Raw genomic sequence first — 12780 nt, 5'->3', positions numbered from 1 at the left:
GCGACACGCAACGGTTTCGGAGTAATCTCCCCCCATCGACTGACCATCATGAGAATGGCGACGCCGACCCGTGACCAGAGTGAGCGCAACCTTCCGGCCGCAGCGGCCGCGGTGTCGTGCACCCCGCGGCGGTGTCCGATGGTGAGCGGGCGGCGACTCGGGGTGGCGGCCCTTGCCGGGTTCATCGCCCTGATGCCGGCGGCCTCGCCCGCGTTCGCGGGTTCGCCCGCGCTGACGACCGGGCCGCTCTCCGCGCAGGTGTCCGGCCTGCCGTTCGTCTCGCACGTTTCCGGCCTGCCCCTCGGCTCGCCCCTTTCCGGCCTGCCGCTGGCCTCGCACGTTTCCGGCCTGCCGCTGGTCTCGCGTGTGGCCGGCCTGCCGCTGGCCTCGCATTTGGGCGGCCTGCCGCTGGCCGAGCCGGGGGCGGCCGACGAGGTGGTCGAGGGCACCACGTTCAGCAAGCCGCTGGCCGACCCGGGCGCCGCGATCGACACGGTCCGGGCCGACGAGTGGCAGTTGCAGGCGCTCGACCTGACCGACGCGTGGACCTACGCGGACGGCACCGGCATCACCGTCGCCGTGATCGACTCCGGGGTGGACGCGCACCACCCCGACCTGGAAGGCCAGGTCCTGCCCGGGCTGGACCTGGTGAACACCAAGACCGGCGACGGCGGCGACACCGACCCGGTCGGCCATGGCACCACGGTCTCCGGGATCATCGCCGGCCGCAACGACGACAGCACCGGCGTGGTCGGCATCGCCCCGAAAGCCAAGATTCTTCCGGTACGGGTCCTGGACGAGGACAACCGCTACGACGACGCGCTGATCGTCGCCAAAGGCCTGCGCTGGGCAGTCGACCACGGCGCCCGGGTGGTCAACCTGTCGCTCGGCGGCAGCGCCAACAGCCCGGCGCTCGCCGCCGCCCTGGACTACGCGTTCGCCAAGGACGTGGTGGTCGTCGCCTGCACCGGCAACGTGAGCGCGACCGCGTCCACGAACCACGGTGTCTGGTACCCGGCCCGCGAGCCCGGCGTGATCGCTGTCGCCGGCATGGAACGCAACGGAACCGATCTGTGGTCCGGCTCGATAACCGGCAAGGAGACGGTCGTCACCGCCCCCGCCACGGACCTGGTCGGCGCGAAACCGGGCGGCTACTGGCGGGTGCAGGGCACCAGCTTCGCCGCGCCGATGGTCGCCGGGACCGCGGCGCTGATCCGCTCCCGCTGGCCGGACATGTCGGCGAGCGACGTGATCAACCGGATCATCCGTACCGCCAAGGACCGTGGCGCGCCCGGCCGCGACGACGCCTTCGGCTTCGGCCTGATCGACCCGACCGGGGCGCTCACCGCCGTCGTGCCGGAAGCGGCTAGCAACCCGCTGGACAACACGCCGCCCGCCGGGGTGGCCCGGTTCGGCAGCGCGCCGGCGCCCGGCGAGGCCCAGTCGGCGCCGAGCGGCGACACCGGCCAGCAGCCGGCCGCGGTGGTGCCCGGGACGAACAGCGGCGGCTGGGCGGCGCCGGCGGCCGCCGAGGCGGGCGGGTCGCATCGGGGGCGCTTCATCGCGATCGCGCTGTTCGTGATCTCGGCGCTGGCGGCTGCCGTGACCATTCGCCGTTTCGCGACCACCGCCGGCTGACCCGCGGCTCACCGTCACGGCCGGCTCTCGAGAGCGCCGCTCCAGTTCACGCAGCTCTCACCACCAACCCGACCCATTCGCGGGCACACCGCCCCTGCTGCTCGTCAGGTGGGTGTCGAGCCCGGGAAGAACCCCACCCGGGCGGCAACAAGCCAACGGCGAGCGACCGCGCGGCCCTCAGCGGACGTCGCGACCCCGGCTGGCTCTCAGGGGTGTGAACACGCCCGGAAACACCCGTCAGCACCAGCCGAGCACCTCAGCGGCCCCGGGCGCTGGACCAGCCGAGCGGTTGGGCCGACCGGGGTGCAGAACCGACCGGGGTGCAGAACCGACCGGGTGCGGGGCGACCGGGCGCGGCGACGACTCGGGAGCCGTGCAGCTTCGGCAGCGGGCATGGGCGCCGTGAACCACGAGGGCGGTGGGGAAGTGTGGCGGTCTCACGGCGTACCACCGGGGCAGTTGTCTCGAGAGTGAGAGGAACCGGAGCGTCCCCGGCTCAGGCGCACTCGCCCGTCTTGACCGCCTGCGTGCTCTCCCGCCCCAGCTTCGCGATCGGCGCCGCTTCAGCCGCCGTCAGCGCGAAGCCCACGTTCTTGTCGTCGGCCGCCGCCGCGAAGATCACGCCGAGCACCTCGCCGTCGGGGGCGATCAGCGGGCCGCCCGAGTTGCCGCTGCGGACCAGCGACTTGATCGTGTAGATCTCCCGGGTCACGTCGCCGGACTCGTAGATGTCCGGCCCGGTGATGTCGCCGACGTCGCGGACCCGGGCGGACTGCGCGTTGTACGGCCCGTCCTGCGGATAGCCGAGAACTATGGCGCTGGCCCCGGACGCCGCCTTCTTCGTGACGAACGGCATGATCGGCGCCTTCAGCCCGGGCACCCGGATGACGGCGAGGTCGCGTTTCGGGTCGTAGACCACGACGGTGCCCTCGATCTGGCCGCGGGTGGTCTCGACGACCACGTCTCGGGTGCCGGCGACCACGTGCGCGTTGGTCATGACGCGCTCGTCGGCGTAGACGAAACCGGTGCCCTCGATGCGCCGGGAGCAGCTGGGCGCCGCGCCGAGGACCTTGAGGACGGACTGCTTGGAGGTCTGCACGATCTTCGAGTTCCGCAGCGCCGGGTCGGGCTCGGCGACCTCTTTGGCCTGGGTGCGCGCGAGACCGCCGAACACGTCGGGGAAGCCGTTGGTGTCGAGCGTCTCGCGGAGCGCCGAGGAGAGGGCCTGCGCCTGCTCCGGCATCAGCCCGTTGATGCCACCGAGGATCGCGCTGCTCCGGACCGCCTTGTTGATCCCCGGGAACGGGGTGGAGCCCATCGGCACGGCGACCAGCCAGGCGGCCAGCAGGACCGCGACGACCGACACGACCGCGCCACCCGCGTCGTCGAGGTGCTGCAGCGGCCGGTTGAAGATGGCTTTGCGGAGGCTGGTGCCGAGCCAGCCGGCCAGGGTTTGACCGAGGACAGCCAGGGCAAGGATCACCGCGAGGGCGACGACCATGCGGATCGTGCCGTCGGCGAACTGCTTGGCCAGCAGCGGACCGAGCTGGAGCCCGATCAGGACACCGCTGAAGAACCCGCCGAGGGACAACGCCCCGATCACGAATCCCTGGCGGTAGCCGCTGATCGCGAACAGCAGCATCAGCACGATCAGGATGACATCGACCACGGGCACTCACTCAACATAGAAGTCAGACGCACGTCACGGCACCACCTCGTCGGGAGCGCCGCCGCGCGCCGCCGGAACCGGGGCCTCGGCGTCGGGCAGTTCGACGACACGACCCGGCTCCCAGGGCAGCGCCCAGCCTGCCATGTCCAGCAGAACCGAGATCACCCCCGCCGTGAAACCCCAGACGAGCAGTCCGCGGACCTGGAAGGCCGGTCCGATCCAGCCGCTCGGGTGTCGCACCCGGATACGGTTCGCGGGGTCGGCGAGTTCACTGATCGGCAATCTGGCGACGTGCGCGACCTCGGTGACCTGCCGTGGCCGGACCGGATGCGGGTGCCGCCACCAGGCCAGGACCGGGTTGACGGTGAACCGGCTGACCGGGATCCACAGCTCCGGCAGCAGCGCGAGCGCCTGGGCGCTGGACGGCTCGAGACCGACCTCCTCGTCGGCCTCGCGCAGCGCGGTGGCGATCGCGTCGGCGTCCTCCGGGTCGGTGGCGCCACCGGGGAAGGCCGGCTGGCCCGCGTGGTTCCGCATGGTCGCGGCTCGTTGCAGGATCAGCAGGTCGGGCCCGGCGGGACCCTCACCGAGCAGGACGAGCACCGCGCTGGACCGCCCGTTCGTCCCGGCGGGTTTGCGCAGCACGCTGAAATCCTCGCTCCGGCACCCGGCGACGCGGGTGAGCAACGGCTCGAACCAGGACGGCAGGTCGTCGGGCCGATCCAGCACCACGCCCCGGCTCATGCGCCCCACCTTGCCGCACAGAAAGAACAGAGAGAAAAGCCGATTGCCCCGGTACGCGATGAGCGCCTCACAACGTCACCGACAGCCCGGCGTGCTCCCGCAGAAGTGCGGTCAGGTCCTGCGCGTCCATCGCGTAGCGGTGCAGGTAGGACTTCCCGGTCGCGTCGATGAAGATCGTGGTGGGCAGGTTGACCACCTTGAGCTTGGTGATCGCCGAGCGGTCCGGGTCGTACAGCGTCGGCATGGTGACCCCGTGGTCGGACCCGAACGAGGCCGCCGCCGTCCGGCTGTCACCGGTGTCCATCCCGAGCACCGTCAGTTTCCCGGCGGTGGTGTCGGCCAGTCTCTGGATCAGCGGAAGCTCCTCCCGGCACGGCCCGCAGGAGGACGCCCAGACGTTGATCACCGCCGGCCCGCGCAGGGACCGCAGGCTCACCGGAGCGCCCCCGGTGAAGCAGTCGACCGCGATGTCCGGCAGATCGGTCCCCGACGAGGCGACGGCGACGCCGGCGGAAGCAGCAGCCTCGGGGGAGGCGGCGGCGCCAGCGGAAGCAGCAGCCTCGGGGGAGGCGGCGGCGCCCGGGGAAGCCGTCGTGCACGCCGCGAACGGGGACGGCGTCTCCTCGTCGCCGGACTGGACGGCGGCGGTGCACCCGGCGAGCAGCAACACGCCCGCGACGAGCGGCAGAAGTGCCCTCACGGCTCCTCCGGCGCGAGCACGGCCGACGCCGGCACCAGCTCCGGGTCGACCCCGGCGGCGACGGCGAGCTCGCGGGCGCGGGGCCCCTTGAGGAGTTTCGCCGCGGGCGCCGCCTCGGTCGGCCCGGTCCCGAAGGACGGGCAGGACGCCGCCAGCGTGCAGGCTCCGCAGGCCGGCTTGCGCGCGTGGCACACCCGCCGCCCGTGGAAGATGATCCGGTGCGACAGCATCGTCCAGTCGCGTTTCTCGATCAGGTCGGCGACCAGGAACTCGATCTTGACGGGGTCCTCTTCCGAGACCCAGCCGAACCGGTTGGTCAGGCGACGGAAGTGCGTGTCGACGGTGATGCCGGGCACGTCGAACGCGTTGCCGAGGATCACGTTCGCCGTCTTGCGCCCGATGCCCGGCAGCTTCACGAGCGCGTCGAGCTCACGGGGCAGCTCACCACCGTACGAGCCGATGAGGGTTTGACCGAGATTCATCAGCGAGTTGGTCTTGGCGCGAAAGAACCCGGTGGGCCGCAGGATCGCTTCCATCTCGGCGCGGTCGGCGGACGCGTAATCCGCCGCCGACCGATACTTCCGGAAGAGGACCGGCGTCACCTGGTTGACCCGGACGTCGGTGGTCTGTGCCGAGAGGATGGTCGCCACGGCCAGCTCGAGCGGCGTGGTGAAGTCGAGCTCGCAGTGCGCGTCCGGGTGCGTGTCGGCGAGCACGCGGGCCATCTTCCTGGCCCGGCGCTTGCGCCCGATCGGCGTCTCCCGCGCGAAGCGCTTCATCGACCGCTCCAGCACGGCCGGCCCGGGGTCGGCGGGCGTGGTGCGGGGTCGGGTCACCGGTAAAGAGTACGTCGGCCCGCCCAGCCCTTCGCCTCACGCGGGCGGCTTGATCGTCCCGTCGTCGCCGATCACCGCGCCGGTCGACCGGAAATCCGCTTTCGTCAGCGTGCTCACCAGTTCCCGCCCGTGCTGACCGGCGGTGTCCCGGGTGGGCAGGCCGGAGCTGTCGAGATAGGTGGAGACGAACTTCCCGCCCGTGTACGTCCCGTCGGACCGCATCGTCACGCGCAGGATCCCGGCGTACTTCAGGATGCCGTCCTTGGAGAGGGTGTGCCCGCCGCCGGCGAAGTTCCCGAGGCTGTACGCGATCAGCTTGCCCTTGTAGAACTCCATGCCCCGCAGCACGTGCGGCCCGTGCCCGATGACCAGGTCGGCGCCCGCGTCGATGACGGTGTGACTGAACTTGATCGGGTCGCCGCGGTTCTCCCCGAGGTAGTTCTCGGTGCCCGGCTTCACGTGGTTCATGGTCGCGCCCTCGGCACCCATGTGGGCCTGGACGACGACCAGGTCCGCCTCCTGCTTGGCCCGTTTCACGAGGTCCCGGGCGTGCGTGAGGTCGTTCAGGTTGTTGGACCCGGCGTACGGCGCGAACCCGATCACCGCCACCTTGACGCCCTTGACCTCCACCGTGGTGATCAGGTCCGCCGCGCCGGTGTACTTCAGCCCGGCGCCCTCGAGGGCCGTGATCGTGTTGCGGTTGCCGGCGGCACCGAAGTCCTTGGCGTGGTTGTTCGCCAGGTTCATCAGCTGGAAGCCGCCGTCCTTCAGGTGCCCGGCGTAGGAGGGCGGCGAGCGGAACGCGAAGCAGCCGGAGCGGGCGGGTCTGCCGCACTTGGACGCTCCGGTGTCGTCGGTGAGCGGCTGCTCGAGGTTGCCCATCACCAGATCGGACGCGAGGTCCTTGCGAACCCCGTCGAAGAATCCGTCGCCGTTCTTCGGCGGCAGCCCACCCGGCGCGCTGGCCATCATGATGTCACCGGTCGCGGAGAATGTCAGGGATTCGACCGTTCCCGACTCCTCGCGGGCCGCCGCGGTCTTTCCCGGAACTGCCGGGACGGCTGTGCTGGCAGCGGCGGCCGGCGTGGAATGCCAGCTCGCGTCGGCCTCGTCGCCCTCGTTGACCAGGATGATCCCACCCACGGCAGCACCAGCGACAACGACGCCGACGAGTCCGATATACAGGGCATAACGCCCAGAAGCAGTTTTGCGGTCGGGCCGGGGGTGCGAATTCATCGACCGGGACGATACCGTCGGCTCGCAAGCAGGAGCGACCGACGAAAGTGCCGTCCCGATATGCCGGAACCGTCGAATTGTCACCACCGGTTACGGCAAATCTGGTTACCGTCCAGTATCTGGATCAAGGGGTGGCCGCCCGTTTCCCGCCCGCGTGCGCCTAGACTGATCGAGCGCAGACGTTGCGCGTTTCGGAGGTGCGGCGATGGATGAGGTACTGGCGCGCAGCGGAATCTTCCAGGGCGTTGACCCGGAAGCCGCAGAGGCGCTCGCCAAGGAGATGGACACGATCGAAGTCCGCAAGGGCGACGTGGTCTTCAACGAGGGCGAGGCCGGCGACAGCCTGTATATCGTTCTGTCCGGGAAGATCAAGCTCGGTCGCCGGGCAGCGGACGGACGGCAGAACCTTGTCTCCATCATGGGGCCGTCCGACATGCTCGGTGAGCTTTCGCTCTTCGACCCGGGGCCGCGCACCGCGACGGCGACCGCGGTGACCGACAGCCGGCTCGCCCGGCTGAAGAAGTCGTCACTGCGCCCGTGGCTGAACAACCGTCCGGAGATCGCGGAGCAGCTGCTGCGTGTGCTGGCCCGCCGCCTGCGGCGCACCAACGACGCGCTGGCCGACCTGATCTTCACGGACGTGCCCGGCCGGGTGGCGAAAAACCTGCTGCAGATGGCCGGCCGGTTCGGCACCCGTGACGGTGGTGTGCTGCGGGTCACGCACGACCTCACGCAGGAGGAGCTGGCCCAGCTGGTCGGCGCGTCCCGCGAGACGGTGAACAAGGCGCTCGCCGACTTCGCCTCCCGCGCCTGGCTGCGGCTGGACGGCAAGAGCGTCATCATTCTCGATCCGGAACGGCTCGCCCGGCGCGCTCGCGTCTGACGTTCCGCCACATCGCGTCACGAGGGGCTGTCCAGGTGGACAGCCCCTCGAACGTGCTTGATCCACTCTTCCCGGTGACCGGGCCCAGGACCCGTGATCCGTGTCGCGCCCGCACAGCCGCTCGTTACGGAGGTGGCCGAGAGGCACCGGCGTGACAGGGAAGGGCGCGGCATTGAACGCAGGTAGGCGCGTAGCGCGCATCGGGGTGTCGACGTGACCGCGCTCGACACCACGCTGGACCCGCGCGACCCCGCATACCTGGAGGGTCGCGGCAGCACCCTGCAGTGGCTCGCCGCGCTGGAGGCCGCCCTCGACGAGGCGCGCGCCGGCGGCGGCGAGAAGTGGGTGACCCGGCACCACGCGCGCGGAAAACTGCTCCCCCGGGAGCGCATCGAGATGCTGCTCGACCAGGACAGCCCGTTCCTCGAGCTGTCCCCGGTGGCGGCGCGGGGCTCGGAGTTCCCGGTCGGCGCGAGCGTCGTCACCGGCATCGGCGCCGTGGAGGGCGTCGAGTGCGTGGTGATAGCGAACGACCCGACAGTGGCCGGGGGCGCTGTCAACCCGTACACCGCGGAGAAGATCCGCAGGGCCGCCCGGATCGCCTCGGAGAACCGGTTACCGCTGGTCAACCTGGTCGAGTCGTCGGGCGAGGCGGCCCCGGCCGGGAGCATCGCGCGGGAGCTGAGCCGGCTCACCGCGGACCGGGTGCCGACCGTGTGCGTGGTCTTCGGGACCACGAGCGGGGACGCGGCGTACCTGCCGGCGCTCTCCGACTACACGATCGTGGTGCGGGGTCACGCGAAGGTGCTGACCATCCACCCGCAACGCAGCGGCGTCGAGGTGCGCGCCACCCCGGTGGTGCCGGTCGGGCCGCCGGGACCCGCCGACCAGCTGGCCGAGGACGAGCGGGACGGGCTGCGGCTGGCCCGCCAGTGCGTACGCCGTTTCAACTGGCGCAAGCAGGGACCCCCGCCCCGGACCACCCGCCCGCGCGACCCCCGTTACGACGCCGAGGCGCTGCTGAGTTTGGCCGCGGCCGGCCCGTCCCGGTTCGACGCGCGCGAGGTGCTCGCCCGGATCCTGGACGACTCCGACTTCGACGAGTTCAAACCCGGCCAGGGCAGCGTGCTCGTGGCCGGCTGGGGTGAGCTGCACGGATACCCGGTCGGTGTGCTGGCCAGCCCCGGCATCTGGCTGCCCCCGGCGGAGTCCCGCAAGGCCGTGCACTTCCTGCAACTGGCCAACGCGACGGCCACCCCGGTCCTGTTCCTGCGCCACCCCGGAGAGATCAAGAAGAGCGACGACACCGACGTACGCCACGACGCCCCCCTGGTCCACGCGGTCGCCAAGTCGACCGTGCCGCACCTGGTCCTCACCATCGGACCGGAGCACGCCGGCCCGCCGGACCGCGCCGACCGTCCCCGCTTCCAGTTCAGCTGGCCGCGTCCCTCGGCGGAGCCCGCCGCGGCCGACGACGGCGTCATCGACCCCCGCGACACCCGTACGGTCCTCGGCCTCTGCCTCTCCGCAGTGCACAGCGCCGCCGTGGCGGGTGCCGAACACGTCGGCGTGTTCCGACCTTGAAAGGTAGACCAGTGATCCGACGACTCTTGGTGGCCGACCGTGGTGAGATCGCCCGCCGGGTGTTCGCCACCTGCCGTCTGGTCGGCATCGAGACGGTCGCCGTCTACTCGGACGTCGACACCGACGCTCCGCACGTCAACGAGGCCGACTACGCCGTCCACCTGGAGGGCAGCACCCCGGCCACCACCTACCTCGAGCAGCACGCGCTGATCGCGGCCGCCAAACGGGCCGGGGCGAACGCCGTGCACCCGGGCAACGGATCGCTGGCCGAGGACCCGGAGTTCGCCGCCGCGGTCACCGATGCCGGGATGATCTGGGTCGGCCCGCCGGCCGCGACCCTGCGCACGCTGCACCGCAAGTCCGAGACGAAGAAGCTGGTCGCCGAGGCGAAGGTGCCGGTGCTGCCGACCTTCACCGACCCGGCGACGGTGCCCGGATTCCCGGTCCTGATCAAACCGGACGCGGGGATCGGTGGCACCGGCATGCGGGTGGTCCGGGACGCGTCGACGCTGGCCGAGGCGGTCGCGTCCACCCGGCGCGAGGTGGACGGCGACGTCTTCTGCGAGCCCTACGTGGCCAACGTCCGGCACATCGAGGTGCCGATCCTGGCCGACGCGATGGGCGCTGTCGTGCCGTTCGGCGAGCGTGAGTGCTCGGTGCAGAGGCGCTACCAGAAGATCGTCGAGGAGACCCCGTCACCGGCGGTCGACGCGGCGTTGCGCGAGGACCTGTGCCGGGCGGCCATCGTCGCGGTCCGGGCGCTCGGTTTCGTCGGGGCCGGCGCCGTCGAGTTCCTGCTCGACTCCGACGGCGACTTCTGGTTCCTGGAACTCACCCCGACCCTGCAGACCGATCACGCGGTCACCGAGTGCACCTCCGGCTACGACCTGGTCCGGCTCCAGCTGCTGATCGCCGAGGGCGGCAGCCTGCCGATGCCCGGGCCGCCGCCGATCCGCGGGCACGCCATCGAGGTGCGGATCTGCGCGGAGGACCCGGCGTACGCGTGGCTGCCCAGCGCCGGCACGCTGCACCGATTCGCGGTGCCCGACGTCGCCGGCTCGTTCCGCCCGCTGCCGCAGCCCGGCCTGCGCCTGGACTCGGGCGTCGCGGACGGCTCGGTCACCGGCCCGCACCACCACGACCCGATGCTGGCCAAGCTCGTCGCCTGGGCCCCGTCGCGCCAGGAGGCGGCCCGGATGCTGGCGTCCGCGCTGGCCCGCGCCCAGCTGCACGGCGTCGTCACCAACCGGGATCTGCTGGTCCGCACGCTGCGGCACCACTCGTTCCGCTCCGGCGACATCGACACCGGCTTCCTCGACCGGCACCCCGAGGTCTTCGCGCCGCTGCTCTCCTCGGTCGACGCCGTCCGGCTCTCCTGCCTGGCGTCCGCACTGGCCGGGGCCGCCGACCGCCGTGCCAGCGCCCCGGTGCTGAGCACGCTGCCGTCCGGCTGGCGCAACGTGCCCTCCGGCTCGCAGACCGCTGTCTACGACGGCCCGACCGGCCCGGTCGAGGTCGGCTACCGGATGAACCGGCACGGCGAGCTCGCCGGCTGGTGGGTCCGCTCGGTCGACCCCGAGGAACTGGACCTGGCCGGGCTCGGTCAGGCGCCGGTCGACGAGCACCCGCCGATCGTGGTCGTCTCCGCCAGCCGCGACCGGGTCGTCCTCAACGTCCAGGGCATCCGCCTCGCGGTCCTGGTGCATCGCGTCGGCGACGTCTCATACGTGGACAGCCCCGAGGGATCGGTCACACTTCGTGAGATCCCACGGTTCCCGCTGCCCGCTCCCGAGGCGGCGGAGAGCTCTCTCATCGCCCCACTCCCGGGCGCTGTCCGCCGGGTGCTGGTCGTGCCCGGCCAGCGGGTTCGTGCCGGTGAACTGCTGCTCACCCTGGAGGCCATGAAGCTCGAACACCCTGTCCACGCCCCGTCGGCCGGCGTGGTCGCGTCCCTCCCGGTCCATCCCGGCGCCGAGGTCGACACCGGAGAGTTACTCGCAGTACTTGACCCAGAGTAACTTCAAGATCTTCATTTCCTGCGTCCGCCGTGGTCCGGATCGTCGCTCCCGCGGGGACCCTTCCGGGCTTCGCAGGGCGCTGGCGCGCCCAGAACGCAAAGCCCGAAAGGGCGATCTCCGTGGGTGGCCGCGCCCAGAGCAGAAAACCCGCCGGGTCCCGCCGGCGGGCCGGTTCCTGGCACTCCCGGGCGACCAACGCTCGTCACGGCCCAGGCCTCGTCCGTAGAACTCACGCGATGAGCTCGCCCGTAGAGCTCACGCGATGAGGCAGCCGGCCAAGGCTCGGGCGCGACTCACTCTCCCGGCTGGTGCTCATGGTCGTTATCCGTCCTGGATAACGACCATGAGCACCAGCTGAAGACCGGGACGCGCGCCGCCCGCCCGGACCAACGGCGGACCTCGCGCGGGCACGGACGGGACCGGGTCGTGTCGCCTGAGAACGGGCGGCGAGAACGTCGTACCGTAAGCGGAACTTGATCTTGGGTCTTTACCAGCTGAACCACTTGGTGAAGAAACCCTTGCGGTCGGTGTTGACCGTGGGCGTCTCGTCCAGCGTCGGCGTCGTGGGCGGGACCGGTCGTGGCCGCGGCGCCGGGTACGTCGAGGTGGAGCGATAGACGTTCGGCGGCGGCGCGTTCGGGTCCAGGTGCAGGTTGCTCAGCTCCTGCAGCAGCTCCTGCGCGGAGGGCCGCCCCCGCGGATCGTTGTTCATGCCGCGGCGTAGCAGGTCGGTGAACGCGCGCGGCACGCCGGGAAGTTCCGGGATGGGGCGCAGGAACAGGTCCATCAGAGTGATCAGACTCGGACTGCGGTCGGACTCCCAGCGCGGCGGCCGGCCACTCATCACGGCGTAGAGGGTGGCGCACAGCGAGTAGACGTCGGCGGCGCCGGACGGCTGCTCGTGGCGGAACATCTCGGGTGGCGCGTAGGCCGGCGTCAGGACCTCGAGGGTGACCGACGAGTCCCGCATCTCGCCCAGCACGGCCAGACCGAAATCGGCCAGCACCGCCTGGTTGAACTGCGAGTAGAGGATGTTCGCCGGCTTCACGTCGCGGTGCAGCACCCCGTTGGCGTGGGTGTGCACGAGCGCGTCGGCGATCTTCACGCCGACGTCGCGCGCCTCGGCCGCGGTGAGCGGCTTGACGCGCATGCGGTCCAGGTACGACCCGTCACAGAGCTCCATGATCAGGTACGGATGCTGGTCGACCGTCACGCCCACGTCGAACAGGTCGACCACGTGCGGGTGCGAGGACATCCGCCCCGCGGCACGGGCCTCGCGCAGGAACCGGGCCTGGTCCCGCGCGTTGTCGAGGGTCCGGTTCTCCATCTTGATGGCGACCTCACGGCCGACGGAGTCCTGGGTGGCCCGGTACACGGTCGCATAGCCACCACGGGCCATGACCGACAAGCCGGACATGCCCGGGACATAGGGCACGGGCAGGGCGCCAGGCGGTGTCTCCGTCACGGCTTAG

The 12780-nt window shown here is 71.2% G+C and carries 10 protein-coding genes; 4 read left to right on the top strand and 6 right to left on the bottom strand.

Annotation, left to right across the window (positions count from 1 at the left end):
• The first annotated feature begins 54 nt into the window (after positions 1 to 54).
• The gene (mycP, locus tag Acy02nite_RS39120; protein ID WP_203753209.1) at positions 55 to 1638 is read left to right on the top strand and encodes a type VII secretion-associated serine protease mycosin; all 1584 of its coding nucleotides are present in this window, start codon (positions 55 to 57) and stop codon (positions 1636 to 1638) included.
• Positions 1639 to 2134: 496 nt separating this feature from the next.
• Here the strand turns inward: mycP and Acy02nite_RS39115 are convergent, their stop codons facing one another.
• The 5 genes from Acy02nite_RS39115 to Acy02nite_RS39095 all read right to left on the bottom strand — a co-directional run bounded on the left by Acy02nite_RS39115 (position 2135) and on the right by Acy02nite_RS39095 (position 6823).
• A complete protein-coding gene (locus tag Acy02nite_RS39115; protein WP_203753206.1) occupies positions 2135 to 3313 on the bottom strand; it encodes a MarP family serine protease in 1179 nt (392 codons plus the stop codon).
• Positions 3314 to 3340: 27 nt separating this feature from the next.
• On the bottom strand, positions 3341 to 4051 hold the full coding sequence (locus tag Acy02nite_RS39110; protein WP_203753203.1) for an NUDIX hydrolase: 711 nt from the start codon (positions 4049 to 4051) through the stop codon (positions 3341 to 3343).
• Positions 4052 to 4118: 67 nt separating this feature from the next.
• Positions 4119 to 4751, bottom strand: coding sequence for a TlpA family protein disulfide reductase (locus Acy02nite_RS39105; RefSeq protein ID WP_203753200.1), 633 nt, complete (start codon positions 4749 to 4751; stop codon positions 4119 to 4121).
• On the bottom strand, positions 4748 to 5530 hold the full coding sequence (gene nth / locus Acy02nite_RS39100) for an endonuclease III (RefSeq protein WP_203753319.1): 783 nt from the start codon (positions 5528 to 5530) through the stop codon (positions 4748 to 4750). Before nth ends, Acy02nite_RS39105 begins: the two co-directional genes overlap by 4 nt.
• 93 nt (positions 5531 to 5623) lie before the next feature.
• Complete coding sequence (locus Acy02nite_RS39095) at positions 5624 to 6823, bottom strand: CapA family protein (RefSeq protein WP_203753198.1); 1200 nt, start codon at positions 6821 to 6823, stop codon at positions 5624 to 5626.
• 205 nt (positions 6824 to 7028) lie between these two features.
• On the opposite strand from Acy02nite_RS39095, the gene Acy02nite_RS39090 reads away from it, so the two are divergent.
• From Acy02nite_RS39090 to Acy02nite_RS39080, 3 genes are all read left to right on the top strand, one after another.
• Positions 7029 to 7706 carry a Crp/Fnr family transcriptional regulator gene (locus Acy02nite_RS39090; protein ID WP_014447921.1) on the top strand — a complete coding sequence of 226 codons (678 nt, stop codon included), beginning with the start codon at positions 7029 to 7031 and terminating at the stop codon, positions 7704 to 7706.
• A gap of 213 nt (positions 7707 to 7919) precedes the next feature.
• Positions 7920 to 9290, top strand: a complete 1371-nt coding sequence (locus Acy02nite_RS39085) for a carboxyl transferase domain-containing protein (protein ID WP_203753196.1) — start codon at positions 7920 to 7922, stop codon at positions 9288 to 9290.
• A gap of 11 nt (positions 9291 to 9301) precedes the next feature.
• Positions 9302 to 11308: an acetyl/propionyl/methylcrotonyl-CoA carboxylase subunit alpha gene (locus Acy02nite_RS39080; protein ID WP_203753194.1), complete on the top strand. Its 2007-nt coding sequence runs from the start codon at positions 9302 to 9304 to the stop codon at positions 11306 to 11308.
• Between the two features lie 487 nt (positions 11309 to 11795).
• On the opposite strand, the gene Acy02nite_RS39075 is transcribed toward Acy02nite_RS39080, so the two are convergent.
• Positions 11796 to 12773, bottom strand: coding sequence for a serine/threonine-protein kinase (locus tag Acy02nite_RS39075; RefSeq protein WP_203753192.1), 978 nt, complete (start codon positions 12771 to 12773; stop codon positions 11796 to 11798).
• Between the last annotated feature and the right edge of the window lie 7 nt (positions 12774 to 12780).

Source organism: Actinoplanes cyaneus (assembly GCF_016862095.1).
In the GTDB taxonomy this organism is placed as follows: domain Bacteria; phylum Actinomycetota; class Actinomycetes; order Mycobacteriales; family Micromonosporaceae; genus Actinoplanes; species Actinoplanes cyaneus.
This window is presented reverse-complemented; position numbering and strand designations above follow the sequence as displayed.